General features: G+C 70.8%; 22 protein-coding genes and 2 tRNA genes. 9 read left to right on the top strand and 15 right to left on the bottom strand.

Features of this window, described 5'->3' with window-relative positions:
• Nucleotides 1-2: 2 nt before the first annotated feature.
• From AB0L95_RS05375 to AB0L95_RS05355, 5 genes are all read right to left on the bottom strand, one after another.
• Complete coding sequence (locus AB0L95_RS05375) at nt 3-290, bottom strand: hypothetical protein (protein WP_365157239.1); 288 nt, start codon at nt 288-290, stop codon at nt 3-5.
• A 221-nt stretch (nt 291-511) separates the two neighbouring features.
• On the bottom strand, nt 512-2623 hold the full coding sequence (locus tag AB0L95_RS05370) for a fructose-specific PTS transporter subunit EIIC (RefSeq protein ID WP_365157236.1): 2112 nt from the start codon (nt 2621-2623) through the stop codon (nt 512-514).
• 200 nt (nt 2624-2823) lie between these two features.
• Entirely contained in the window at nt 2824-3777 is a 954-nt protein-coding gene (gene pfkB / locus AB0L95_RS05365; RefSeq protein WP_365157233.1) for a 1-phosphofructokinase, read from the bottom strand.
• Entirely contained in the window at nt 3774-4535 is a 762-nt protein-coding gene (locus tag AB0L95_RS05360) for a DeoR/GlpR family DNA-binding transcription regulator (RefSeq protein ID WP_365157230.1), read from the bottom strand. Before AB0L95_RS05360 ends, pfkB begins: the two co-directional genes overlap by 4 nt.
• A gap of 198 nt (nt 4536-4733) precedes the next feature.
• On the bottom strand, nt 4734-6173 hold the full coding sequence (locus AB0L95_RS05355; protein ID WP_365157763.1) for an MFS transporter: 1440 nt from the start codon (nt 6171-6173) through the stop codon (nt 4734-4736).
• A gap of 232 nt (nt 6174-6405) precedes the next feature.
• Here AB0L95_RS05355 and AB0L95_RS05350 point away from each other — a divergent pair, with 232 nt between their 5' ends.
• Nucleotides 6406-7461 carry a YafY family protein gene (locus AB0L95_RS05350; protein WP_365157227.1) on the top strand — a complete coding sequence of 352 codons (1056 nt, stop codon included), beginning with the start codon at nt 6406-6408 and terminating at the stop codon, nt 7459-7461.
• Here AB0L95_RS05350 and AB0L95_RS05345 read toward each other — a convergent pair.
• Nucleotides 7423-8106 carry a TetR family transcriptional regulator gene (locus AB0L95_RS05345; RefSeq protein WP_365157224.1) on the bottom strand — a complete coding sequence of 228 codons (684 nt, stop codon included), beginning with the start codon at nt 8104-8106 and terminating at the stop codon, nt 7423-7425. The two genes, AB0L95_RS05350 and AB0L95_RS05345, sit on opposite strands and share 39 nt — an antisense overlap.
• Nucleotides 8107-8511: 405 nt before the next feature.
• Nucleotides 8512-9510 carry a sigma-70 family RNA polymerase sigma factor gene (locus AB0L95_RS05340; RefSeq protein WP_365157221.1) on the bottom strand — a complete coding sequence of 333 codons (999 nt, stop codon included), beginning with the start codon at nt 9508-9510 and terminating at the stop codon, nt 8512-8514.
• A gap of 171 nt (nt 9511-9681) precedes the next feature.
• Here AB0L95_RS05340 and AB0L95_RS05335 point away from each other — a divergent pair, with 171 nt between their 5' ends.
• The gene (locus tag AB0L95_RS05335; RefSeq protein WP_365157218.1) at nt 9682-10200 is read left to right on the top strand and encodes an N-acetyltransferase family protein; all 519 of its coding nucleotides are present in this window, start codon (nt 9682-9684) and stop codon (nt 10198-10200) included.
• Between the two features lie 10 nt (nt 10201-10210).
• Here AB0L95_RS05335 and AB0L95_RS05330 read toward each other — a convergent pair whose 3' ends face one another.
• Nucleotides 10211-11017 (bottom strand): class III extradiol ring-cleavage dioxygenase, encoded by an 807-nt coding sequence (locus AB0L95_RS05330; protein ID WP_365157215.1) that lies wholly within the window; start codon nt 11015-11017, stop codon nt 10211-10213.
• Nucleotides 11018-11112: 95 nt separating this feature from the next.
• Between AB0L95_RS05330 and AB0L95_RS05325 the strand changes: the two genes are divergently transcribed.
• Complete coding sequence (locus AB0L95_RS05325) at nt 11113-11616, top strand: MarR family transcriptional regulator (protein WP_365157212.1); 504 nt, start codon at nt 11113-11115, stop codon at nt 11614-11616.
• Between the two features lie 141 nt (nt 11617-11757).
• Here the strand turns inward: AB0L95_RS05325 and AB0L95_RS05320 are convergent, their stop codons facing one another.
• Nucleotides 11758-13293, bottom strand: a complete 1536-nt coding sequence (locus AB0L95_RS05320; protein WP_365157209.1) for an MFS transporter — start codon at nt 13291-13293, stop codon at nt 11758-11760.
• A 400-nt stretch (nt 13294-13693) separates the two neighbouring features.
• Entirely contained in the window at nt 13694-14344 is a 651-nt protein-coding gene (locus AB0L95_RS05315) for a helix-turn-helix domain-containing protein (RefSeq protein WP_365157206.1), read from the bottom strand.
• 343 nt (nt 14345-14687) lie between these two features.
• On the opposite strand from AB0L95_RS05315, the gene AB0L95_RS05310 reads away from it, so the two are divergent.
• Nucleotides 14688-15962 (top strand): M6 family metalloprotease domain-containing protein, encoded by a 1275-nt coding sequence (locus AB0L95_RS05310; protein WP_365157203.1) that lies wholly within the window; start codon nt 14688-14690, stop codon nt 15960-15962.
• A gap of 45 nt (nt 15963-16007) precedes the next feature.
• Here the strand turns inward: AB0L95_RS05310 and AB0L95_RS05305 are convergent, their stop codons facing one another.
• The 3 genes from AB0L95_RS05305 to AB0L95_RS05295 all read right to left on the bottom strand — a co-directional run bounded on the left by AB0L95_RS05305 (nt 16008) and on the right by AB0L95_RS05295 (nt 18972).
• The gene (locus tag AB0L95_RS05305) at nt 16008-16640 is read right to left on the bottom strand and encodes a ScbR family autoregulator-binding transcription factor (RefSeq protein ID WP_365157200.1); all 633 of its coding nucleotides are present in this window, start codon (nt 16638-16640) and stop codon (nt 16008-16010) included.
• Nucleotides 16641-16802: 162 nt separating this feature from the next.
• Nucleotides 16803-18035 (bottom strand): cytochrome P450, encoded by a 1233-nt coding sequence (locus tag AB0L95_RS05300; RefSeq protein ID WP_365157197.1) that lies wholly within the window; start codon nt 18033-18035, stop codon nt 16803-16805.
• Nucleotides 18036-18285: 250 nt separating this feature from the next.
• On the bottom strand, nt 18286-18972 hold the full coding sequence (locus AB0L95_RS05295; RefSeq protein ID WP_365157194.1) for a ScbR family autoregulator-binding transcription factor: 687 nt from the start codon (nt 18970-18972) through the stop codon (nt 18286-18288).
• A gap of 262 nt (nt 18973-19234) precedes the next feature.
• Here AB0L95_RS05295 and AB0L95_RS05290 point away from each other — a divergent pair, with 262 nt between their 5' ends.
• From AB0L95_RS05290 to AB0L95_RS05280, 3 genes are all read left to right on the top strand, one after another.
• The gene (locus tag AB0L95_RS05290) at nt 19235-21148 is read left to right on the top strand and encodes an acyl-CoA dehydrogenase (protein WP_365157191.1); all 1914 of its coding nucleotides are present in this window, start codon (nt 19235-19237) and stop codon (nt 21146-21148) included.
• A gap of 218 nt (nt 21149-21366) precedes the next feature.
• Nucleotides 21367-21954 (top strand): TetR family transcriptional regulator, encoded by a 588-nt coding sequence (locus tag AB0L95_RS05285; protein WP_365157188.1) that lies wholly within the window; start codon nt 21367-21369, stop codon nt 21952-21954.
• Between the two features lie 184 nt (nt 21955-22138).
• Nucleotides 22139-22214: transfer RNA gene (locus AB0L95_RS05280), tRNA-Arg, on the top strand.
• A 67-nt stretch (nt 22215-22281) separates the two neighbouring features.
• Here the strand turns inward: AB0L95_RS05280 and AB0L95_RS05275 are convergent.
• Entirely contained in the window at nt 22282-22449 is a 168-nt protein-coding gene (locus AB0L95_RS05275) for a hypothetical protein (protein WP_365157185.1), read from the bottom strand.
• A gap of 343 nt (nt 22450-22792) precedes the next feature.
• Between AB0L95_RS05275 and AB0L95_RS05270 the strand changes: the two genes are divergently transcribed.
• Both AB0L95_RS05270 and AB0L95_RS05265 read left to right on the top strand, forming a co-directional pair.
• The gene (locus AB0L95_RS05270) at nt 22793-23359 is read left to right on the top strand and encodes a Uma2 family endonuclease (protein WP_123976305.1); all 567 of its coding nucleotides are present in this window, start codon (nt 22793-22795) and stop codon (nt 23357-23359) included.
• A 138-nt stretch (nt 23360-23497) separates the two neighbouring features.
• Nucleotides 23498-23566 (top strand) — tRNA-OTHER (locus tag AB0L95_RS05265).
• Between the two features lie 68 nt (nt 23567-23634).
• Here AB0L95_RS05265 and AB0L95_RS05260 read toward each other — a convergent pair.
• Nucleotides 23635-24552, bottom strand: coding sequence for an MIP/aquaporin family protein (locus AB0L95_RS05260; protein ID WP_365157181.1), 918 nt, complete (start codon nt 24550-24552; stop codon nt 23635-23637).
• Between the last annotated feature and the right edge of the window lie 33 nt (nt 24553-24585).

The following is a 24585-nucleotide window of genomic DNA, read 5'->3' as shown; positions in this document are numbered from 1 at the left end:
CGTCAGGACCGCCCCTGGCGGAGCTGCCGCATCAGACCGGCGAAGGCGTCCTGTTCGGCGGGTGTGAGTTCGACGCTCTCCAGGTCCGGTCCCGACTGCGGCTGGCGAGGCAGGCCTCGGAGCACCTCGCGGTGGTACCGGGCGGCATCCTCGGCGCGGACGTGCCACCGGGCCGCCTCCTCGCCGTCGCGGCGGCGCAGCGCGCGGCCCACGTAGACGATCCAGATGGCCGTCACCAGGGCGAGGGCGGGTGCACCCAGCAGCTGGAAGGTCGACATATGCACAGGCATGAATCCCAGTAGACACCATGATCCATGCCTTTGACCCCGTACCGTGACGCATCTCGCAGGTACGAACAGTACGGTCAGGAGGTGACGAAGAGGTGATCAAGGGATCAGAGGCGGCACAACAGGGGCACCCGCCATCGAACGGACATGCCGGGCATACACGTCGGCCGCAACACCCTCACCGGGGTTGCGGCCGACATGTGTTGTGCCGGCGCGGTGTCCGATCAGGCGGCGACCGGCTGCTTGGCCTCGGACGGAGCCGCTATGGCGCCGCCCGACTCGCCTGCCGCACCCGCCGAGCCCTCGATGGGCTGCTTGCGCAGGCCCTTCAGGACCACCACCAGGGCCGTGGTCACACACACGCCGGCGGCGATGGCGACCAGGTAGAGGAACGGGTTGCCGATGAGCGGGACCACGAAGATGCCACCGTGGGGGGCGCGCAGGGTGGCGCCGAAGGCCATCGACAGGGCACCGGTGAGCGCGCCGCCGACCATCGACGAGGGGATGACGCGCAGCGGGTCGGCCGCAGCGAACGGGATCGCGCCCTCGGAGATGAAGGAGGCACCCAGCACCCAGGCGGCCTTGCCGTTCTCACGCTCGGTGTGCGTGAAGAGCTTGCCGCGGACCGTGGTCGCCAGGGCCATCGCCAGCGGCGGGACCATACCGGCGGCCATCACCGCGGCCATGATCTTCATGGCCGAGTCGCTCGGGTTGGAGACCGCGATACCGGCGGTGGCGAAGGTGTAAGCGACCTTGTTGACCGGGCCGCCGAGGTCGAAGCACATCATCAGGCCGAGCAGCGCGCCGAGCAGGACGGCGTTGGTGCCCGTGAGACCGTTCAGCCAGTCGGTCAGGCCCTTCTGCGCGGAGGCAATGGGCTTTCCGACGACGACGAACATCAGGAATCCGACGATCGCCGAGGAGATCAGCGGGATCACCACCACCGGCATGATGCCGCGCACCGCCGCCGGGATCTCGATCTTCTGGATGGCCATCACCACACCACCGGCGAGAAGACCGGCGACCAGACCGCCGAGGAAGCCCGCGTTGATGGTGAGGGCGATCGAGCCGCCGACGAAGCCGGGCACGAGACCGGGGCGGTCGGCCATGCCGTAGGCGATGTAGCCGGCCAGGACCGGGACGAGGAAGCCGAAGGACACCACGCCGATCTGGAAGAGCAGCGCGGCCCAGCTGTCCGACTGGGTCCACACGAAGTGGTCCATGACCGACGGCGCCTTGTTGATCTTGTAGCCGCCGATCGCGAAGCCGAGGGCGATGAGCAGACCGCCCGCGGCGACGAACGGAACCATGTAGCTCACACCGGACATGAGCCACTTGCGCAGCTTGGTGCCGTAGCCCTCGCCGGAGTCACCGGTCCGCTCGACCGGTGACGCGGGGGCGCCGGCCGTCGCGGTGACCTCGCCGCGCGCGGCCTTCTCGCGCACCTCGGCGATCAACTCGGCGGGCCGGTTGATGCCCGCCTTCACGCCGACGTCGACGGTCGGCTTGCCGGCGAAGCGGTCCTTGTCCCGTACGGGCACGTCATGGGCGAAGATCACGCCGTCCGCCGCCGCGATGACGGCCGGGTCGAGCCGCGTGAAGCCGGCCGAGCCCTGTGTCTCGACGACGACCTCGATGCCCGCCTCGCGACCCGCGTTCTCCAGCGACTCGGCGGCCATATAGGTGTGCGCGATGCCGGTGGGGCAGGAGGTGACGGCGACGATACGGAACGGCTGCCCGGCCGGAGCACCGGCGGCGTCCGCGGCACGCGCGCCCGGCACCGGGGCCGTGTCGCCCGCGGCGGCGTCCGCGTCGGTGTCGGCGGAAGCACCGGAACCGGCCTCGGGCGCCGACTGCGCCGAAGCCTCGGCTGCCTCGGAGTCCTTCGCCGGGGCCTCGTCGCCGCGGATGAGCGCGGCGGCGGCCGCCGCGTCGTCCACGGCCCGCAGCGCGGAGGTGAACTCGGCGTTCATCAGCTGACGGGCGAGGGACGACAGGATCGTCAGATGCGCGTCGTCCGCACCCGCGGGAGCCGCGATCAGGAAGATCAGGTCGGCCGGGCCGTCCGCGGCACCGAAGTCGATGCCCTGGGCGCTGCGGCCGAAGGCGAGCGTCGGCTCGGTGACGTGCTCGCTGCGGCAGTGCGGGATGCCGATGCCGCCGTCGAGGCCGGTCGGCATCTGCGCCTCGCGGGCCGCGACGTCCGCGAGGAAGCCCTCCAGGTCGGTCACCCGGCCCTGGGCCACCATCCGCTCGGCGAGGGCACGTGCCGCCGCTTCCTTGGTGTCGGCGGACAGGTCGAGATCGACCAGGTCCGCGGTGATCATCTGGCTCATCGCGGGCTCCTTCGCACGCGTATCGCCCGGGGGGTGTGACGGGCGGGGGCGGGGATGGGGGTTGCAGGGGGGTGGGTCGGGGAGGGCGGGGGGCCCCGGGGGGATGAGGGGGGAGGCGGGGCCGGGGAAACCCCGCCTCCCCCCGGCTTCGGCGGCGACGGCCGGGTGCCGTCGCGGGCGCGGCGCGGGCCGGCGCGCGCTCATGACACCGGCTCCGTCAGCACGCGGTCCAAGGGCACCTCCGACGTGACCGTCACGGCGGAGGGGTCCAGATCGGCCGGGGTCGGCATCACGCTGCCGGGCAGCTGGACCGCCGCGGCTCCGTGGGCGACGGCCGAGGCCAGGGCCTCGGGCCCGGTGCCGCCCGCGATCAGGAAACCGGCGAGGGAGGAGTCACCGGCGCCGACGTTGCTGCGTACGGCGTCGACACGGGCGCTGCCGAACCACACACCCGTGTCGGACACGAGCAGCTGCCCGTCCGCGCCGAGGCTCGCGAGCACGGCGCCCGCCCCCATTTCGCGCAGTTCCTCGGCCGCCTTGGCGGCGTCGCCGACGGTGACGAGCGGGCGCCCGACGGCCGCCGCGAGTTCCTCGGCGTTCGGCTTCACCACGTCCGGGCGCTCGCGCAGTGCTTCGAGGAGCGCGGGCCCCGAGGTGTCGAGCGCGATCCTGGCGCCCGCGGCGTGGGCACGGGCGACCAGGTCGGCGTACCAGGAGGGGGCGAGTCCGCGCGGGAGGCTGCCACAGCAGGTGATCCACGTGGTCTCGGCCGCGCGGTACTGCTCGCGGACTGTCTCCAGCAGCAGTTCGGCCTCGACCGGGGACAGCTCGGGTCCGGGCGCGTTGATCTTCGTGAGGGTGCCGTCGGGCTCGGCGACCGAGATGTTGGACCGGGTGGCTCCGGCGATCGGCACCGGCGCCACGGTGATGCCCTGGTCGTGGAGCAGCTCGGCGACGAGCGCGCCGGGCGCGCCGCCCAGCGGGAGCACGGCGACCGTGCGCCGTCCGGCGGCCGCGACGGCACGCGAGACGTTCACGCCCTTGCCGCCCGGGTCCATGCGTTCACCGGTGGCCCGGATGACCTCGCCGCGGCCGAGGGACGGAACCTCGTACGTACGGTCGAGAGAGGGGTTCGGGGTGACGGTGAGAATCATGCGCGCACTACTTCCGTGCCGCCGCGCTCGATCGCGGTGGCGTCCTCGGGGCTCAGCCCGCTGTCGGTGATCAGCAGGTCCACGTCACCGAGGTCGCCGAAGCGGGCGAAGTGCTCCTGGCCGTGCTTGGAGGAGTCGGCGAGCAGCACCACCCTGCGTGCGGCGCGGATCGCGGCCCGCTTGACGGCGGCCTCGGCGAGGTCGGGGGTGGTCAGTCCGTGACCGGCGGAGAAGCCGTTGGCGGCGATGAACGCGATATCGGCACGGATCTCGGCGTACGCGCTCAGCGCCCAGGCATCCACGGCGGCGCGCGTGCGGTGCCGTACGCGCCCCCCGACCAGATGGAGCTGGATGCCGGGGTGGTCCGCGAGACGGGCCGCGGTGGGAAGGCTGTGGGTGACGACGGTGAGGGAGGCGTCCAGGGGGATGGCCCCGGCCAGCCGGGCGACGGTCGAGCCGGCGTCGAGGATCATCGTGCCCTCGCTCGGCAGCTCGGCGACGGCCGCCTGCGCGATCCGGTCCTTCTCGTCGGCCGCCGTGGACTCCCGCTCCGCGAGGTCGGGCTCGAAGTCCAGGCGCCCGGCGGGTATGGCACCGCCGTGCACCCGGCGCACCAGTCCCGCGCGGTCCAGGGCCTTGAGGTCGCGACGGATCGTCTCCGCCGTGACCTGGAACTCCTCGGCCAGAGACATCACGTCCACCCGGCCGCCGTCACGGGCAAGCCGGAGGATCTCCTGCTGCCGCTCCGGTGCGTACATGTCCGTTCGCCTCCGACTGATGCCCGAACGTGTGGTTTCAGGTGGGAGGCTACGGCCGCATGTCTGAAAAGTAAACAGGTTCGGGCATCGGAACGGGCACAATCGGGCGGGGTGCCCCTGAGGGGGGTCCAGACATGCCGACGCCCGGCGAGCGCGCACGGAACGCGACCCGCCGGGCGCCAGGGGCCCCGCACACCCTCAGGAGACGAGCACCCGCTCCCCGACGGGCTCCGCGTCCGTGTCCGCCTCCGCGCCCTCCACGTGCTGCGCCGGCCGCTTCGGCAGCGCGAACATCAGCAGGAAGATCACCACCAGTACCGCCACGACATAGCCCAGCGCGTGCTGGAAGGCGTGCACAAAGGCCGGCCCCACCGCGGCGGGGGCGAGCCGGTCGTCGATCTCGCCGAAGAAGACCACCGACACCAGCCCGAGGCCGAGCGCGTTGCCCATCTGCTGCACCGTGTTGATCAGCCCCGACGCCGAACCGGAGTGCTCCCGCGGAACCTCGGAGAGGACCGCGTCCGTCAGCGGCGCCACGATCAGACCCATGCCCGCGCCCATGACCACCAGCGGCAGCGCCATCTGCCACGAGGCGATGGACAGGCCGTAGCGGTGGGCCTCGGCGATGTAGATGAGCACGCCCGCCGCCATCACCAGCGCGCCCGCCTGCAGCACCTTGCGGCCGAAGCGCGGAACCAGCTTCTGCACCGACATCCCGGCCGCCACCGAGACCGCGATCGAGAACGGCACACCCGTCAGACCGGCCCGCAGGGCGCTCCAGCCCAGCCCCACCTGCATGTACAGCGTCCAGACCAGGAAGAAGACGCCGAGGCCGATCCCGAACACCGTCTGCACCGCGATGCCCGCGGCGAAGCTCTTCACCCGGAACAGCGACAGCTCGACGAGCGGGGAGCCGTCACGGGCGGCCTTGCGCCGCTCGTACGCCACCAGCGCCCCGAAGACGACCAGCGCGCCCGCCATCGACGCGTACCCCCACAGCGGCCAGCCCAGCTCCCGGCCGCGCGTGAGCGGGTAGAGCAGCATCAGCAGACCCAGCGTGACCAGGGCCACCCCGACGAGGTCGAGGCGCAGGGCCCGGGGGGCCTTCGACTCCGTGATGAAGCGCCGGCCGAGCAGATACGCCCCGATGCCGACCGGCAGGTTGATCAGGAAGATGGGGCGCCATTCCAGCCCGAACAGGTTCCACTCGGTGAGCAGCGCGCCGAGCAGCGGCCCCGACACGGCTCCCAGCCCCACGATGGCGCCGAAGAGGCCGAAGACCTTGCCCCGCTCGTGCGCCGGGAAGGTGGCGTGCACGATCGACAGCACCTGCGGAACCATCATCGCGGCCATCGCGCCCTGCAGGATCCGCGAGGCGACCAGCATCTCCGGGTTGGCGGCGAAGCCGCACAGAGCGGACGCGAGCGTGAAGCCGCCGATGCCGATCAGGAAGAGGCGCTTGCGGCCGTGGATGTCGCCGAGCCGGCCGCCGGTGATGAGCCCGGCGGCGAAGGCGAGCGCGTATCCCGCGGTGATCCACTGGATCTGGCTGAAGGAGGCGCCCTCGTCACGCTGGATGGAGGGGATCGCGATGTTGACGATCGTGACGTCGACCAGGTCCATGAAGGCCGCGGTCATCACGATCGCGAGCGCGAACCAGCGACGCCGGTCGCTCGCGCCGGCCGGGGGTCCGTCGGCCGGGGGTCCGTCGGCCGGGGGTCCGTCGGCTGGATGCCCCTCGGCCGGATGGGACGCGGCCGGGAGCCCGTCGGCCGCGTCGGTGCTGAGTGTGCTGTCGGTGGAGGTCATACTCCGACGGTAGAGGCCCAATAGGTCAGATCATGTCCTCATCTTCATGCATTCTCGACGTATGACGACCGACACCCCGGCCCGGCTCCTCCAGCTGCTGTCCCTGCTGCAGACTCCCCGTGAGTGGCCTGGCGGCGAGCTCGCCGAGCGGCTCGGGGTGTCCCGGCGCACCGTCCGGCGCGACATCGACCGGTTGCGCGAGCTGGGCTACCCGGTCCAGGCCAGCAGAGGGGCCGACGGCGGATACCGGCTGGTCGCCGGGAAAGCCATGCCGCCGCTCGTGCTCGACGACGAGGAGGCCGTGGCGATCGCGGTGGGGCTGCGCGCGGGTGCCGGACACGCGGTCGAGGGCGTGGAGGAGGCGTCCGTGCGGGCGCTGGCCAAGCTGGAGCAGGTGCTGCCGGGCCGGCTGCGTCATCGCGTCGCCACACTCCAGACCGCCACCACCGCGCTGACCAGCGGCGACGGGGCGAGCATCGCGCCGGAGACACTGACCGTGATGGCCTCGACGATCGCGGGCGGGGAGCGACTGCGGTTCGCGTACCGCGCCAAGGACGGCACGGAGTCACGGCGCCTGACCGAGCCGTACCGGCTGGTGTCGACGGGACGCCGCTGGTACCTCGTCGCCTACGACCTCGAACGCGACGACTGGCGCACGTTCCGGGTCGACCGGGTCGGCGCACCCCTCGCGACGGGCGTGCGCTTCACACCGCGCGAGCTGCCGGCGAAGAGCGCGGCGGAGTATCTGCGGCGGTCGATGTACCGGCGCCAGGAGACCTACGAGTTCGAGGCGACCTTCGCCGCGTCCGCGGACCTCGTGGCGGCGCGCCTGCCCCGGTGGTTCGACGAACCCGAGCCCCTCGACGAGCACAACTGCCGGCTGCGCGGTACGGCGAACGACTCGGTGGAGTGGCTGGCGATACGGCTGGCCATGGTGGACTGCCCGTTCACCGTCCACGCGCCGCCGGAACTGGTGGCCCGCACCCGGGACTTGGGAGCACGGCTGAGCCGGGCGGCGGGCGCCGGACCCTCGCGGGAGGAGGGGCCCGACCCGGCCGGACCGAGCCCGTCCGCTCCCTCAGCCGCTCCCCCAGGCGAACTCCCCGAGGGCCGCTAGATTGCGTACGGCGTGAGCGGCCGGCCCGTCGGGACCGTCGGCCGGGCGGTCGCCCGTGGCCCAGGTCTCCACGGCCACCCGGACGGCGGCATCGGCGATGGCCGCCGCGAAACGAAGGGCGGGCGTGACGGCCACTGACGTCTCGTCACCCTCCTGTGTCCGTGCCGCGAGCGCCTCTGCGAGCTCCCGCTCCGTGGCCCGGCAGATCTCGGCCCAGACCCTGGTGAGCGCGGAGTTGGTGTCGATGAGGCAGAGCAGGGCGCGGACCCACTCCAGGGAGGTCGCCGACACGCCGGCACCCGGGGTGAGGGTGTGCACCGCCGCATGGCGCAGGGCCTCGGCGACGGTCAGCCCGGCGGGGGCCTCGCGGACCGCTCGCACCCATCGGTGGGCGCCCTCGGAGAACAGCGGCGCGAGCGCCTCCTCCTTGGTCGCGAAGTAGCGGTAGAAGGTGCGCGGGGCCACTCCGGCGGCCCGGGCGATGTCCTCGGCCCGGGTGGCGCGCAGTCCGTTCGCCATGAACAGCCCCGCGGCGGCCCGGGCGATCTCCATACGGGTCGCCGCCTTACGGCGCTCGATCAGCGACTCGCCCTTGTCACGCCGCGCAGGCTCGTCACGCGAAGGAGCAAGCCCGTCAGCGGACACGCCCCCGGGTTCTTGCGACGTACGGCGGGACGAGGCCCCGCTCGCACGGTTGGTACCGGTCACATCGGCAGGTTATGCCGCTGTGACACAATCTGCCATCCGGGCCGCCCCGGGGTTCAGGTCCGGGGCGACCCGGTTTGGCATGTCCCTGCCCGGATGCCGAGAAGAGCCGGGCTCCGGCGCCAGGGGGGAGTGGCGCCGGAGCCCGGCTCCGGAAGAGTCCCGCCGCCGGGGGGAGTGCGTCGGGACTCGGCTCAGGGGCACGGACCGCGAGGCCCGGCCCGGGCGCGAGAGGGCCCGGAGGTCTTGTGCCCCGGACCCGGCGGGTTGAAGCGATGCAACAGCGCCAAGTCGCACACCCCGGCGCGTCGGGACCGGGGTGCGCCCCCGGCCCCGCGGATGCCGTTACGCCGCCGCGTCGAACCCGGTGTCCCGGGCCAGCTTCTTCAGCTCCAGCAGCGCGTGCTTCTCGATCTGGCGGATGCGCTCACGCGTCAGGCCGTGCTCCTTGCCGACCTCCGTCAGGGTGCGCTCCCGGCCGTCCTCGATGCCGTACCGCATCTTGATGATCGACGCCGTGCGGTCGTCGAGCCGCCCGATGAGGTCGTCCAGCTCCTCGCTGCGCAGCAGCGTGAGGACCGACTGCTCCGGCGACACCGCGGAGGTGTCCTCCAGCAGATCGCCGAACTGGGTCTCGCCCTCGTCGTCCACCGACATGTTCAGCGACACCGGGTCGCGGGCCCAGTCGAGGACGTCGCTGATGCGCTCCGCCGTCGTGTCCAGCTCGGTCGCGATCTCGGCGGGCTCGGGGTCCCGCCCGTGCTCACGGTTGAACTCCCGCTGCACCCTGCGGATCCGGCCGAGCTCCTCCACCAGGTGCACGGGCAGCCGGATGGTCCGGGACTGGTCGGCGATCGACCGGGTGATGGCCTGACGGATCCACCAGGTCGCGTACGTCGAGAACTTGAAGCCCTTGCGGTAGTCGAACTTCTCGACCGCGCGCACCAGGCCCGCGTTGCCTTCCTGGATCAGGTCGAGCAGCGGCAGGCCGCTGCGCGGATAGCGTCGCGCGACGGCCACGACGAGGCGCAGATTGGACCGTATGAAGACGTCCTTGGCTCGCTCGCCCTCGGCGACCAGAGCCTCCAACTCCTCACGGGTGGCATCCGCCTTGGCTTCCTCCTCACCGTCGAGGATCTGCCGCGCGAACACGCCGGCCTCGATGGTCTGGGACAGCTCGACCTCCTTGGCGGCGTCGAGCAGAGGCGTACGCGCGATCTCGTCGAGGTACATGCCGACCAGGTCGCGATCGGCGATCTCGCCGCCATGGGCGCGAACACTGTTTGCCGCGTCGACGGTCCCGCCTGCGGCGGTCTTGCGACGGGCGACGGCACGGGTTGCCATGCGTGCTCCCTTGCGATGGTGGGCTGGCGGATGGTCCGGGTGGCGCTCAGGACACCCATTCGGGTGCCCGGCATCCGAAGGAAACAACGACTGCAATCCGGACAGAATTCCCAACCTGCCCCTCGATTTTTCTGATCATGCAGTACCCTGTGCCGCCACCAAGGAGGCGGGATGGCATCGGAACGCACAGAGGTGCAGGTCAGGCCAGGCGTCGAGGACGACCTCGGGGCCCTCACGGACATCTACAACCACTACGTACACACGACACCGATCACCTTCGATACCGCGATCTTCACACCGGAAGAGCGACGTCCTTGGCTGCTCTCCCACCCTGAAGACGGACCGCACCGCCTGATGGTTGCCGTGGACAGCGACTCACAGGAGATCCTGGGGTACGCCACATCCAGCGCCTTTCGCGCCAAGCCCGCCTATGCGACCTCGGTGGAGGTGACGGTCTATCTCGCCGCCCGCGCGACGGGACGCGGCGTGGGCACACGTCTGTACGAGGCGCTGTTCGCTGCGCTCGCCGACGAGGACCTCCACCGCGCGTACGCGGGCATCGCGCAGCCCAACGAAGCGTCCGTGCGGCTGCACGAACGCTTCGGCTTCCGGCATGTGGGCACCTACCGGCAGGTGGGCCGCAAGTTCGGCCGGTACTGGGACGTGGCCTGGTACGAGAAGGAGCTGTGACCGCGCGGCCTCAGCCGAACTGCACCGACCTCTTCGCCAGCCCCATCCAGAACCCGTCGATCACCGACCTGTGCGTGTCCAGCTCCCCCGTGGCGTCCGCCGCGCCCAGCGTCACGAAGAGCGGGGCGAAGTGTTCCGTGCGGGGGTGGGCGAGCCGGCCCGCCGGCGACTTGCGGGTGAAGTCGAGAAGGGCGTCGATGTCGCCGGCCTCCAGCGCACGGTGGCCCCAGTCGTCGAACTCCGCCGACCAGCCGGGCACTCCCCCGCCCGTGTGCCGCAGGGCGGCCAGGTTGTGGGTGAAGAAGCCGGAGCCGATGATCAGGACGCCCTCGTCGCGCAGCGGGGCCAGCTTGCGGCCGATGTCGAGGAGCTTCACCGGGTCGAGGGTCGGCAGGGAGATCTGCAGGACCGGGATGTCGGCCTCGGGAAACATCTCGACCAGCGGCACATACGCGCCGTGGTCCAGGCCGCGGTCCGGGAAGTCCTGGACCGGGATGCCGGGGGCGCGCAGCAGTTTGCGTACGGAGTCGGCGAGCCGCGGGGCGCCCGGGGCGGCGTAGGTCACCCGGTAGTAGTGCTCGGGGAAGCCCCAGAAGTCGTAGACCAGCGGGATCGTCTCCACCGCGCCGAGGGCGAGCGGGGCCTCCTCCCAGTGGGCGGAGACCATGAGGATCGCGCTGGGCCGGGACAGGCCGGCGGACCAGGCGGCGAGCTGGCCGGGCCAGACCGGGTCGTCGGCCAGCGGGGGCGCGCCGTGGCTGAGATAGAGGGCGGGCATGCGCTCGGGCGCGATGCGCTCCTCGGCGACGACGGACATGACGGCTCCCTCCGGCATTTACTTGAAACCTCAAGCTCCATGAGCGTAGCGACAATTTGTTTAAGTTTCAAGAAGGGCCTCGTACAGTGGAGCCCATGAAGACGGCACCCGCTGAGGACACCCGCTGGCTCACCGACGAAGAGCAGCGCACATGGCGTGCGTACATGCACGCCGTCACCCTTCTCGAGGACCACCTGGACCGCCAGCTGCAGCGCGACGCGGGCATGCCGCACGTGTACTACGGACTGCTCGTCCAGCTCGCCGAGGCGCCGCGCCGGCGGATGCGGATGACCGAGCTGGCGATCGGGGCGAAGATCACCCGCTCCCGGCTGTCCCACGCCATCGCCCGCCTGGAGAAGAACGGCTGGGTGAGCCGCGAGGACTGCCCCTCCGACAAGCGAGGACAGCTCGCGGTCCTCACGGACGAGGGCTACGAGGTGCTGGCCCGCACCGCGCCCGGGCATGTGGCGGCCGTGCGCCAGGCCCTGTTCGACCGCCTCTCCCCCGAGCAGCAGAAGTCCCTGGGCGAGATCATGTCGGTCATCTCGGAGGGACTGCAGCCCAAGGAGGCGGGGGCGGACCTGCCCTGGCTCCGCTGAGCCGGGACGCACCCTCACTCACCTCCGCATACAGGTCCGCCCCGGCCCGCCGGGACGGCGGAGCCGGGGCGGGCCGGGGCGTACGGGTGGAGGCGTACGAGGCGCGCGTTCAGCGGACGACGTCCGCGCCCGTACGCAGGGTCAGTGGGCGACCACCGGCACCTGCACCTCGTCCTCGACGCCCTCGCTCGCACCGGAGGCCTGCCCGGCACCCGGGCGTCCGGCGTTGACGAAGGTCACGGCGAACGTCGCGGCGAGCACGAGGATGCCGACGGCGACCCAGATCGCGGTCGAGTAGCCGTGCACCATGCCCTGGAGCTGGACCAGCTGCTGCTGCGGCTTGGAGGTCGCCGTCGCGATGTGGTCCTTGATGTAGGACGTGGTGGCCGAGGACGCGATCGTGTTCAGCAGGGCGGTACCGATCGCGCCGCCCACCTGCTGGGAGGTGTTGACCATCGCGGAGGCGACACCGGCGTCCCGCGGCTGCACGCCGTGCGTGGCCAGGGACATGGCCGGCATGAACGCCGTACCCATGCCGAGGCCGAGCAGCAGCAGGGCCGGCAGCACGAGGGTCGCGTACGAGGAACCGATCTCCAGCTGCGCGAACAGCAGCATGCCGACGGCGGCCACCAGGAACCCGGGGCCCATCAGCAGCCGCGCGGGCACACGGGTCATCAGGCGGGTGCCGATCTGGGTCGAGCCCGTGATCATGCCGGCCACCATCGGCAGGAAGGCGAAGCCGGTCTTGACCGGCGAGTAGCCCTTCACGACCTGCAGGTAGTAGGTCAGGAAGAGGAACGTGCCGAACATCGCGATGACCGCGAGACCGAGGGAGAGGTAGATACCGCCGCGGTTGCGGTCGGTGACCACACGCAGCGGCAGCAGCGGGGCCTTGACCCGGGACTCGGTGACCGCGAAGGCCACCAGCAGGACCGCCGCCGCGACGAACAGGCCGACCGTCATGGAGTCGCCCCAGCCGTCGGACTCGGCGCGCGTGAAGCCGTAGACGAGGGAGACCAGGCCGAGGGTGGAGAGGATGACGCCCGGGATGTCGAGCGGCGAACGGTTGCGGCCGCCCTCCGGCTCACGGATGACGAAGTAGGCACCGGCCGCCGCGACGATGGCGAACGGGATGTTGACGAAGAACGTCCAGCGCCAGTCCAGGTACTCGGTGAGGAAGCCGCCGAGGATCAGACCGACGGCGCCGCCACCACCGGCGATCGCACCGTAGATGCCGAACGCCTTGGCGCGCTCCTTGGCGTCCGTGAACATCACCGCCAGCAGGGACAGCGCGGCGGGGGCGAGCAGAGCACCGAAGACGCCCTGGAGGGCGCGGGCGCCGAACATCATCGTGCCGGACTGCGCGGCACCGCCGAGCGCGGAGGCCGCGGCGAAGCCGGTCAGGCCGATGACGAACGCCCGCTTGCGGCCCCACAGGTCGGCGACACGGCCGCCGAAGAGCAGCAGACCGCCGAAGGCGAGGGCGTACGCGGTGACGACCCACTGGCGGTTGCCGTCGGATATCCCGAGGTCCCGCTGGGCGGACGGCAGCGCGATGTTCACGATGGTGGCGTCGAGGACGACCATCAGCTGGGCGAGCGCGATGAAGATGAGCGCTCGCCAGCGATTGTTGTCGGGAGCGGAAGCGCCAGGGACGCTTCGTGCTGGTGCAGACATGGAGGTACCCACTTCGGGACTTCGTGACGGAAAGATCAGGACTTGAGGTGACCTAGAAGGACGTGGAAGTCGGGACTAGGAGACCTAAAGGGCGTAGGAGGACGGAGAAGGGCGTAACGGAACGTGGAAGGGCGTCGAACGGCACGGCTCGTCGACGGTGACGGCCGGGATGTCTGTGGTGGTCACGTCTCTCGGCGGCGCGGGGCGTGTCCCTGCTCGCCGCAGACGTCGTCGGTCGGTGCAGACGGTCGCGGGTCGGTACAGACGTACGTCCTCACAGACGTCCGCCGGCACCGGTGTTCGTCGGTACGGCGTCCGTCGATGCAGACGTCTGCCGGTACAGACAGGTTGAGTGCGCTGAACTCATCGGTATCGGTCGCTGGGGCTCGCTACAGGTCGCTCAGGGTCGGCGCAGATCCTCCATGGTCACGGCCGTACCCGGCAGCTCGGAGCGGGCCGGGGCCCGCAGTCCGTCCAGGAACAGCTGGAGATGACGGTGCATGAAGCGGTCCGCGCTCAGGCACTCCGTACCGGCCGGCGGCCTGCTGAGCTGGGCCACGGCGATCGTCAGATCACCGACGCCCACGTCAGGACGGAGCTGTCCGGCGGCTCTCGCCCGCTCCATGACCTCCTCGACGAGCCGATCGATCCGTTCCCGAGCGGCTTCCAGGTCGGGGTGGTTCTGGTCGAACGTGCTGGAGAGCATCGGACACAGCGCGCTCAGCCGCTCGTCGGCCGCGGCGTGCGCGAAGCGCTCCAGTGCCTCGAAGGCGTCGGCGCGCTCGGCGAGCGCCCGCTCGGCCACCTCTGACGTACGGTCGAGGACCGAGCAGACGACCTCCCGGGCGAGTGCGTCGCGATCGGGGAAGTTGCGGTACACCGTGGCGTTGCCGACGCCGGCCCGGCGGGCGATCTCGTCGAACGGCACATCGGCACCGAACTCGACGAACATCTCCCGGGCGGCGGTGACGATCCGCTCCCGGTTGCGCAGGGCGTCGGCACGCGGCCTGGACGCTCGACGCTGCACGGAAGTCGCGGTCGCGGTCTGCACGGCGTACTCCTCGGGCGAGTGGAACGCGATCCGGGGAATCCCTCCCCGGTTCGCCTGGACACAGGGTTAAACGGGGATTCCGTCCCCGGTTATTTCCCCTAAGGGCACCACTTCGTGTGACGTGCACCACATCACGGCCGGGGCGGTACGAACGCTCCGTCGCCCGCCCCGACGAGCCCCGCGCCCCCGGTTCACGCCTCCCCTCCCCCGGCTTCACCCCGTCCGCGCCCGAGAACCCCTCGTTCGGTCTCCTCCAGCGCGCGCCCCCGGACCGGGCGCCGGAGGGTGATCGCAAGGGTGCAGCCGAAGACCGGCGGCTGCCGTGGGAGCGGAGGGCCACCGCATGCAGCCGTCCCATCGCCGGGTGCCCCCTCGCCGCGCCGCCTCCCTGGCCTCGGTCACGGCTCTGACCCTGCTGGTCGCCACCGCCGCCGGCACCGGGCAGTTGCTGGGGGGCTCCACGGCGGCGGGCCCCGTCGCCCCGGGCCGTTCCTCGGCGCTGCGCCCCTGCATGATCCACGGCCATCCGAACATCCAGATGCCCGAAGGCATCCCGACCTCCACCGGCTACGCCCACTCCACCGGCACCGTCCACGCCCTGACCCTGATGATCGACTTCTCCGACGCCCCTGGACAGGGCAGCGCGCTCGACCGGTTCGCGGAGTTCTTCCCGCAGACCCAGCGGTGGTTCGCCACCAGTTCCTACGGCCGTCTCGACTACCGTCCCGAGACCCCCATACGCCGCTGGCTGCGGATGCCCAAGCCGTTCAAGGCCTACGGGCTGGAGCGCGGCGCCCCTTTCGACCCCGGCTACCGCCGGCTCGTCCAGGACATCGTCGCCGCCGCCGACGCCGAGGTGGACTTCCGCCGCTACGACCTGCTGAACGTGCTGGTCACCCCGAACGCAGGTCCGTCCGCCCTGGACACCGTCCTGTCCGTGACCTTCGCGGGCAACGCCGACGCACCCCTCGCCGACGGTGTCCCCATCGCCAACGCGTCCTTCATCTACAGCCGCCAGGACGACGGCTCGGGCTCCTACTCGGTGACCGGATACCGGGTCCTGCCCCACGAGAACACCCACACCTTCGGCCTGCCCGACCTCTACACCCAGGAGGGCGGCACCGCGGTCGGACACTGGGACATCATGAGCGAGGACTGGGGCGCCGACAACGACCTGCTCGGCTGGCACAAGTGGAAGCTCGGCTGGCTCGACGACTCCCAGGTCGCCTGCGCCACCACGCGCGGCACCGTCGCGTACACGCTGACCCCGCTGGCCCGGACCGGCGGACACAAGCTGGTCTTCGTACCGCTCAGCTCCCGGGCCGGATACGCCCTGGAAGTGCGCACCCGCGAGGGCAACGACGCCGCGGTGTGCCGGCCCGGCGTCCTCATCTACCGCGTGGACGCGGACGTCGACACCGGCAACGGGCCCATCGCGGTCTACGACTCCCGGCCCGGCAGCGGCGGCTGTACCCGCAGCCCCAACGTACAGGCCGAGTTGTCCGACGCGACGTTCGTCCCCGGGCAGTCCTTCAAGGACATGCGGGCGGGTGTCGTCATCACCGTGGTGGGGAAGGACCGGGCGGGCAACTACCGGGTCCATGTGTCACGCCGTTGACGGCTCCCGCTCCCGCGCTCCTTCGGCGCGGACCGGGCCGGAGGGTCAGCTCGCCTCCGCCCGCCGTCCCGCCGCCACCACTCCCCGCAGGGCCGGCGCCGAGGCTATGCGGGGCAGCAGCAGCGACCAGAAGCGCGTGAGGGTGGTGTGGGACAGCCAGCGCACATCGCCCTCCCCGAGCGCGGCGAAGCCGACCGTGGCACCGACCACCGTGGCGACCAGATCGCGCGGCGGCACATCGGAGAGCAGCCCTTCGCGCGCGGCCCGTACGACGGCGTCCTCCACCCACACATGCCACCGCTCGTACAGGTCTCCGCCCCGGCGGAGATCCCGCGCCCTGTCGCCCAGCTCGAACCCGGCGCGCAGGACGACATCGTGGCGCAGACCCTGCAGCAGGGCGTGGCTCGCGTCGACGAGCGACTGAAGGGAACCGCCGAGCTGCGGCGGCGGCCGCTCGGCGGAGGTGATGCGCCCGAACCGCCGGGTCGCCGCGTCCCGTACCGCCGCCGCGAGTGCGGCCTTGCTGGGGAAGTGGAAGTGCAGCGCGCCGTTGCTGACCCCCGCCCGGGAGCTGATCGCCGCGAGCGAGACCGATTCGAAGCCGTCCTGGGTGAAGAGTTCGGCGGCGGACTGGATCAAGGCGTTGCGCGTTCGTACCGCACGTTCCTGCTTGGCCATCACACGCTCCGTTGAGGCTGGATCGGGAGCATAACAAACCGCACGTGCGGTTTTCAATTGCGCGAGCAAGCACCTCGGGAGCACCCCCGCGGCACACTCGGAAAGGCGGAATCCCATCGCCCGAAAGCATAGGATCCCGCCCGAACCGGCGGAGAAAACGGATCAGTTCGGTCGCAGCACGACCGGAAGTGATCCATACCCGTTGACGATGAAGGACCGCACCGGTTCGACCCTCTCCACCGGAATTACAGACTCCATATTGGGGAAGCGGGCGAAGAGCGCCGACAGCGCGGTGGTCGCCTCGAGTCGGGCCAACGGCGCCCCCACACAACGGTGCACGCCGTACCCGAAGCCCAGGTCGTCCCGTCGGCCGGTCCTCAGCACATCGAAGACACCGACGTCGTCCCCGTACGCCTCCGGATCCGAGACCGCGCCGGCGAAGGAGACCAGGATCGGATCGCCCTTCTCGATCCGCACACCGTCAAGGTCGATGTCCTCGACGGCGAAGCGCATCGGCGAGTACGCGGCGGGGCTGCGCGTGCGCAGCGTCTCCCCGACCACGTCGGCCCAGTCGGCACGGCCCTCACGCACATGCGCGCGCTGTTCCGGATGGGCCAGCAGCGCGGCGATCGTGTTGGTGATGAAGGTGCAGGTGGTCTCCTGGCCGGCGGCGATCATCAGATAGAGCGTGCCGAGGAGTTCCTGCTCGGTCAGCCGGCCGTCGGCGCCGTCGCGAGCCTCGATGAGGGCGGTCGTCAGGTCGTCACCGGGCTCGGCCCGCTTCTCCGCGACCAGGTCGGCCAGCATCCCGAAGACCCGCACCTGCGCCGCGGCCATCTCGTCGCCCGGCACTGCCGTACCGAACACCAGGTCCAGATCCGCGCACAGGGGCTCACGGGCCTCCTCCGCGATGCCGAACAACTCGCAGATCACCCGCAAGGGCAACGGATTGGCGAACCGAGCCCGCAGATCGACCGGTTCACCCGGCGGCACCGCGGCCAGCTCGTCGAGCAGCTCCTCGGTGATCTCCTCGACCCGGGGCCGCAGGGCCTGGGTACGGCGCGCGGTGAAGGCCGCGGCGACCAGCCGGCGCAGCCGCCCGTGCCGCTCCCCGTAGGCGAAGAGCATGTTCTCGTTCGCCACCCACGGGTAGAGCGGCCAGTCCATGCCGATACGGCCCTCGATGAAGTCGGGCCAGTGCTGCCGGGCGTCCTTCGACACCCGGGGATCCATGAGGAGTTGCTTGACGTACTTCTGCCGCACGACGGCCCAGGCGCGTACCCCACCGGGCAGCTCCACCTCGACGGCCGGCCCCTGCGCCCGCAACATGGCGGTCTCACCCACCAGGTCACGCCCCGTCACGTCAAGGGCGTACGGGCATCGGGTCATCTCCATCCGTGCACTCCGTTCGATCGGTCGGCCCGTTCGACATTCGACGTGGTACCGGCACTCGATGTGGTGCCGGCAATCGACGTGCCGGCATGCGACGTGACACACCACCCGGCGCACCACGGTGGAACTCACTCTCCTGCACAGAGGAGACACTTCCCGCTGCGCGGGACCCGGCTGCCTCCGTCCGACTCACCGGACCGACCCGGCGGCGCGACGGCGGCCGACGCCGCCACTGCACCCCCGACCGCCCCCGTCACGGAGCCTCGCTCGCCGCCTCCGACTGGCGCTGCCTCATGGCGGCCTCGAACACCTTCGGCCCCCGGTCGGGGGAGAAGTCCAGGCGGACCAGCACCCCCGGCACGGCGACCGAGGGCATCAGATGCCGGTAGAGATCGGCCACCCGCTCGGCCAGATCCACCCGCTCGGTCATGATCCGCGAAAGGACCTGCACGCCCGTGAAGGCCCCCACGAACAGTTGGGCCAGGGCCGCGACATCGACGTGCGGGAGGATCTCGCCCCGCAGCTTGGCCTCCTCGAAGAGGGACTGCGTGTGCTCGGTCCACGCCTGCATCGGCACCCGCCGGTTGAGGTTGTCCTTCGGCGAGCCCTGGTCCACGGTCAGCCGCACACTGCCCTGGACGATCGGGTCACCGGTGTCCTTCCGGAGCAGATAGGCCAGCAACAGAGCCTCGTCCAGCGACTCCTGCAGCTTCAGATCCTGCTCCGGGACGCGGGGGAGGGAGGACACCTGCGCGGCCAGGACGGCCTGGGCCAGTTCCTCCTTCGAGGTGAAGTGGAAGTAGAGGGCGCCCTTGGTCACCCCCGACCTCTGCAGCACGTCGGAGATCGTCGCCGCCTCGTACCCGACCGCGTCGAACACCTCGGCCGCGGCGAGCAGGATCGCCTGCCGTGTCCGAATGGCCCGCTCCTGCCGTGCCACAAGCACCCTCCGCACCAGCCCGCACCGCGGGAAGAGAGACCGGACGGTCCCTGTCTATGCTTCAGGACAATAAAACCAGCCATACGGTTTTTCAACCCTGAAGCTTTCAGCCCCTAATTGGACCCATTTCCCCCATAAAATCCCTTACGGGATCGGTGATCTTCGAGCTTCGGCCAAGAAGGCCCTTGAAATAAAAACCGGATGGTACGTATCTTCTGTCCCGCGCTTCACACCTGACCGAACCCACCCAGGGGGAAGCCCGATGGCTTTCACGACCTTCGAAGCCTTGGCTGCGGAGACCACGGAAGACCCGGCGATACGCGAACACGAGGACCACGAGGACCACGAGGACAGGGAGACCCCGGCGCAGGCAGGCCCCGCCGGGCACCCGGTCGCCGACGAACTCGCGCGCCTCCTCTTCGAGGGTCCGCAGCGAGAGCACCGGCACGGCGTCTGGCGCAGAACGATCTCCGGCCGCGCGTTCTCGTACCGGCCCGGACTGCCCCCGGCCGAACGGGCGGCGCTCTCCTACGACCGACTGCGCCTCCTCAACAACGTCCTCGCCGACCCCGAGCGGTTCGCGGCCGACCCGCACCGCCTGGCCGCCCTGCACGAGTGGATCGGGCCGGTGGACGGAGGGCTGACCACCCTCGCGAGCATCCACTACAACCTCTTCCTCGGCAGCCTCGTCGACCACGACCACGAGGGCCGCGACCTGGCTGCCTTCACCACGCTGCGCAACACAGGAACGTTTCTGTGTACCGAGTTGGAGCACGGCAACGACGTAGCGGCGATGGAGACCGTCGCCGTCCACGACCGCGCGAGCGACGGCTTCCGCCTGCACACCCCGACGCCGGGCGCACGGAAGTTCATGCCCAACACCAGCCTGACCGGCGGCCCCAAGACCGCGGTCGTCGCGGCCCGGCTCCTCGTCGACGACGAGGACCAGGGTGTCTTCCTCTTCCTCACCCCGCTCAGCGACGAGAGGGGACATCTGCCCGGGGTCACGGTCCGCCGGCTGCCGGACCGCACCGGCACCCCCGTCGACCACTGCCTCACCTCCTTCGACCAGGTGTGGCTGCCGCGCCAGGCGCTCCTGCAGGCCGACCACGGCCGACTGGACCGCGACGGCACACTCACCAGCAACCTCGGCAACAAGCGCAAGCGGCTCCTGCGTTCCATCAACCGCGTCACCATGGGCAAGCTCTGTATGAGCGCCGGCACCCTCGGCATGACCCGCGCCGCACTCACCGTCGCGGTCCGCTACGCCCACAGCCGCCTCATCGCCGGACCCCGGGCCGGTGAGCGCATCCCGCTCGCCGCCCACCGCAGCCACCACAGCCGGTTGCTCGACGGGCTGGCCACGGCATACGCGATGACGTTCCTGCACCGCACGGTGGTCGACCGGTTCGCCGCGCACACCGAGCAGGACCGCGAGGAGGTCGAACGGCTCACGGCCGTCGCCAAGGGCTGGATCACCTGGCAGGCACGGGAGATCGCCACCGAGTGCCGCGAACGCTGCGGCGCCCAGGGCCTGTTCCCCGCCAACGGCATAGCGGACCTGCCCGCGAACGTCGAGGGCGGCATCACCGCCGAGGGCGACAACCTGGTGATCTGGGTGAAGGCCGCCTCCGAGATGGTCTTCGGCCACGAGTCCGCGAAGCCGGAGGCACTACCCGACGGAGACCTGACCGACCTGCCCTTCCTACGGGGCCTGCTCGCCCGGGCCGAGGCCGTCTGGCAGGCCCGAGCCCGTGCCGCCCTGCGCGAGGGCCCGTCCGGCGACCCGGTGGGCCGCTGGAACGTCACCTCGTCCGCCGCCCTGGAGATGGTCTCCGCCCACGCTTGCCTACAGGCCGCGGACGCCCTCGCCGCGGCGGCCGACCAGGCGACGGACCCGACGTCGGCCGCGCTGTTGCGCTCCCTGTGCCGGCTGTTCCTGCTCCGCCGACTCCGTGAGCACACCGGCGATCTGCTGGCCGAGGGCCATCTCACGCCGGACCAGGTCCGGGCGCTGCCGAAGACCCTGGACACGACGCTCGCCGAGCTGGCGCCGCACATGATGACCCTGGTCGACGCGTTCGACTTCCCGTCGGAACTGCTCTCCGCGATCCCGATCGCGAGCGGAGGAACGATCGTACGAACCATGCCGGACGAACCCCCACCGTCCCCCTGACATCACGACCCCCAGCCCGCCCGTCCCCAAAGGGCCCGTCCACTGCCGCCCCAAGAAATCACCTCCCGCGGACGGGCCCTTCCTCTTGCCCCACAGGATCGCCTGCTCCCGGCCGACAGGCCAAACACCCAGCCCGATGAGAGAATGCCAAGGCCCCTCATCGGTCATGACCTGCCATGACCGCCCCTCACCAACAGTCCTTGAGAAGTGCACGCCCCATGACGACCCGACCCGGACTGCGGGAGCGGAAGAAAGCCAAGACCCGCCGCCTGCTCCAACAGGAGGCGCTCCGCCTCTTCACCGAGCAGGGGTACGACGAGACCACCGTCGAGCAGATCTGCGCCGCGGTCGACATCTCACCGAGCACCTTCTTCCGCTACTTCCCCACGAAAGAGGACGTGGTCCTCGCCGACGACCACACCCCGCCCCCGGAGAAGGCGATCACCGTCCGGGACCTGTCGGAACCGCTCCCGGACATCGTCCGCGCCACCCTCCTCGATCTCCTCGAACAGCGCATCGGCGAGGACCGGGAGACCACGCTGGCCCGCCTCCGGCTGATCTCGCGGGTACAGCCCCTGCGGGCCCGCATGTGGCAACACCAGGAACCCCGGGTGGCCCACACGGCGGCCCTGCTCGCCGAACGCGCCGGCCAGGACGCGAACGAGTACGACGTACGCGTCACCGCAGCCGTCCTCATCGCGGTGGCCACGGAGACGCTCATGTACTGGGCGGACCACGACGGCGAGCCCGCCCTCACGGACCTCACTGCCCGCGCCCTGCACCACCTCGGCGGACACGGCCTCTGACACGAAAGCCCTAGGCCCTCTGAAGCCTCCGAAAACAAACGATCAAGACAAGACCCCAGCCTGGCCCCCACCGCCCCGCCCCGATCCGCTAACCTGTTGGAACCGCCTCCAGGGGCGGTCACACCTTGCAGAAGCCGAGACGAATACTCACCCAGAGTATCCAGCCGACTTCCGCCAGGACCCCGCCTTCGTAGCTCAGGGGATAGAGCACCGCTCTCCTAAAGCGGGTGTCGCAGGTTCGAATCCTGCCGGGGGCACCAGGCAAAACGGCCCGGACCGATCATGGTCCAGGCCGTTTTGGCGGCGCCATTTGACGGCAGTCTGCCTCTACCTCGCCCAGCGCGCGTACACGTCGCGTTCGGTGATGTCGGGGACCAGCCGGTGCCGGCTGCCCGGGCCGAACGGCGCAGTGCCGCCCTCGCCGGTTCCGCCGGTGAGCAGGTGCAGCCGTCCGCCCCGTAGCGCGACCAGGTGGCGCACATCGTTCAGTTGCACGTCGGCGCCGCTGCCCACCCGGCACAGCACGACGACTCGCCGGGCGCCTCCTCCAGCATGGCCCGCACGGGCGTGGTCCCCACACTCCCGGCGATCAGCAGGGTGCCGGTCCGGGTCCGGTACAGCGAGGTGAACGCCCTGTACGGTCCCTCGACGAAGGGGCTGCTACCGACCGGGACGTTCCACAGGCCGGCGCCGGTTCCCGCACTTGTCGTGGGCTCGCCGGTCGGATGCCGGCCGACGGGGAGGGGACGTGAGCGCGATCAGCATGCCGGACGGATGGCGGACAGTACGCTGAGTCCAGCGGGATCGGGCCCGCAGCACAGTGTCCGGGAGGTGCTTCATGACGGCCGAGATGGTGGCCCCGGCGTGGATGCATGAGCAGATCACGGCGGAGGAGTACGAGTCCTGGTCCGAGGAACAGTGCGCCGGCATCGAGATCGTGGACGGGATGGTCGTCGTGAGTCCGAGCGCGTCCAAGCGGCACAACCGGCTGGCCCGGATTCTGGCGAACGCCCTGGATGCCGCCGCGGGCCCGGAGTGGAACGCCGACACGGACTTCGACGTCCGGCTTCAGGACGTCCCGCTCACCAATCGCCGCCCGGACGTCGTCGTGTACCGCGCAGACACGATCGACATCACCCCCACCCGCCCTGAGCACGTGCTGCTGGTCGCGGAGGTGGTGTCGCCAGGCTCGGAGACCACCGACCGGATCGTGAAGGTCGACCAGTACGCCAAAGCAGGCATCGGCTTCTACTGGCGGATCGAGCAAGCCGCGACAGGCGTTCCTCTCGTGTACACCTACGTTCTCGACCCCGCGACGAAGACCTACCGGGAGGGAGACGTGTTCACCGGCGTCCTCAAGGTAGCGGCCCCCTTCCCGGTGGAGATCGACCTCGGCCAGCTCTGACCACGACCTGCTCAGCAGTCGGCAGCGCGTGAGCGATGCGTGAGCGGACGGCCCGGTGCAGGGCGGCACGAGCCGGATCAAGTGGCTCGCCGTACGGTTCTGACCAGGGGAAACAGCACCGCGCGGCAGCGCCAGGCAGCCCCCGGCAGGGATTCGATCCCACTCCTAAAGCGGGTGTCGCAGGTTCGAATCCTGCCGGGGGCACCAGAGCAAAGGCCTCGGACCGATCATGGTCCGGGGCCTTTGACATCCACTTTTGACATCAACGCCGGTGGTCACTGGCGACCAGTCGCCCCTTCCTGAGCAGCCGGTCCATGTGGCTCATGGCCTCGCGCTGGGTGTCCTGGACAACGTGGGTGTACACGTCCATGGTGATGCTGATCCAGCTCCGCCACATGCTGCGCGTCGGGGTATGTCTTGCCGGCCTGCGGTGGCATGAGGCGGCCGGGCATGAAGACGAGGGCGACCAGCGCCAGCCCGATCACGGCACCGACGATTTGCATGCCGATGAAGCCGGCGACCGAGCTGGGCGCGATGCCCGCGAAGGTGTCGGTGAAGGCGCGGCCGATGGTCACCGCCGGGTTGGCGAAGGAGGTGGACGAGGTGAACCAGTACGCGGCGCCGATGTAGGACGCGACCGCGACCGGCGCGAAGCGCAGGCGGTCGGTGCGGGCCAGGCCGAAGATCAGCAGGATCAGCCCGGCGGTGGCGACGACCTCGCCGAGCAGCAGGTGCCCTGCGGAGCGGTCGTGGGTGGACCACTTCACCAACGGCTCGCCGAACATCGCATCCGCCAGGACCGCACCCGCGATCGCACCGGCGACCTGCGCGGGGACGTACACGGCAGCCTCGCGGAGTGTGACGCCGGCGCCGCCGCGACGGGCAGTCCACCACTCGGCCAGAGTGATCACGGGGTTGAAGTGCGCGCCGGAGACCGGACCGAGCAAAGCGATCAGGACGCCGAGGCCGAAGACCGTGGCCGTGGAGTTGGCCAGCAGCTGCAGCCCGACATCCTTGGTCAGCTCGGTGGCCTGGATGCCGGAGCCGACCACGACCGCAACGAGCGCCGCCGTGCCGACCAGCTCTGCGGCGGCCTTGGCGGGCAGCGCGGGAGTCCGGGGTGGGGTGGCACCCGGGGCGGGGGCTGTGGCATCCCCGGCTCTGTCGTGCTCGGTGGCCTCGGTGGCGGTCAACAGCACTCCTCGGTGCGTGCGGGATGGCGACGG

This window comes from Streptomyces sp. NPDC052036 (genome assembly GCF_040680495.1).
In the GTDB taxonomy this organism is placed as follows: Bacteria; Actinomycetota; Actinomycetes; order Streptomycetales; family Streptomycetaceae; genus Streptomyces.
The sequence above is the reverse complement of the archived record's forward strand: the minus strand, read 5'-3'. Positions and strand labels throughout refer to the sequence as shown.

Excerpts from the sequence above, each read along its gene's own strand:
- AB0L95_RS05375 (WP_365157239.1), bottom strand. The coding sequence starts at position 290 with ATGCCTGTGCATATGTCGACCTTCCAGCTGCTGGGTGCACCCGCCCTC.
- AB0L95_RS05285 (WP_365157188.1), top strand. The coding sequence starts at position 21,367 with ATGACGACCCGACCCGGACTGCGGGAGCGGAAGAAAGCCAAGACCCGC.
- AB0L95_RS05340 (WP_365157221.1), bottom strand. The coding sequence starts at position 9,510 with ATGGCAACCCGTGCCGTCGCCCGTCGCAAGACCGCCGCAGGCGGGACC.
- AB0L95_RS05355 (WP_365157763.1), bottom strand. The coding sequence starts at position 6,173 with ATGACCGCGGCCTTCATGGACCTGGTCGACGTCACGATCGTCAACATC.
- AB0L95_RS05325 (WP_365157212.1), top strand. The coding sequence starts at position 11,113 with ATGAAGACGGCACCCGCTGAGGACACCCGCTGGCTCACCGACGAAGAG.
- AB0L95_RS05270 (WP_123976305.1), top strand. The coding sequence starts at position 22,793 with ATGACGGCCGAGATGGTGGCCCCGGCGTGGATGCATGAGCAGATCACG.
- AB0L95_RS05370 (WP_365157236.1), bottom strand. The coding sequence starts at position 2,623 with ATGAGCCAGATGATCACCGCGGACCTGGTCGATCTCGACCTGTCCGCC.
- pfkB (WP_365157233.1), bottom strand. The coding sequence starts at position 3,777 with ATGATTCTCACCGTCACCCCGAACCCCTCTCTCGACCGTACGTACGAG.
- AB0L95_RS05305 (WP_365157200.1), bottom strand. The coding sequence starts at position 16,640 with ATGGCCAAGCAGGAACGTGCGGTACGAACGCGCAACGCCTTGATCCAG.
- AB0L95_RS05360 (WP_365157230.1), bottom strand. The coding sequence starts at position 4,535 with ATGTACGCACCGGAGCGGCAGCAGGAGATCCTCCGGCTTGCCCGTGAC.
- AB0L95_RS05300 (WP_365157197.1), bottom strand. The coding sequence starts at position 18,035 with ATGGAGATGACCCGATGCCCGTACGCCCTTGACGTGACGGGGCGTGAC.
- AB0L95_RS05320 (WP_365157209.1), bottom strand. The coding sequence starts at position 13,293 with ATGTCTGCACCAGCACGAAGCGTCCCTGGCGCTTCCGCTCCCGACAAC.
- AB0L95_RS05290 (WP_365157191.1), top strand. The coding sequence starts at position 19,235 with ATGGCTTTCACGACCTTCGAAGCCTTGGCTGCGGAGACCACGGAAGAC.
- AB0L95_RS05335 (WP_365157218.1), top strand. The coding sequence starts at position 9,682 with ATGGCATCGGAACGCACAGAGGTGCAGGTCAGGCCAGGCGTCGAGGAC.
- AB0L95_RS05330 (WP_365157215.1), bottom strand. The coding sequence starts at position 11,017 with ATGTCCGTCGTCGCCGAGGAGCGCATCGCGCCCGAGCGCATGCCCGCC.
- AB0L95_RS05350 (WP_365157227.1), top strand. The coding sequence starts at position 6,406 with ATGACGACCGACACCCCGGCCCGGCTCCTCCAGCTGCTGTCCCTGCTG.
- AB0L95_RS05310 (WP_365157203.1), top strand. The coding sequence starts at position 14,688 with ATGCAGCCGTCCCATCGCCGGGTGCCCCCTCGCCGCGCCGCCTCCCTG.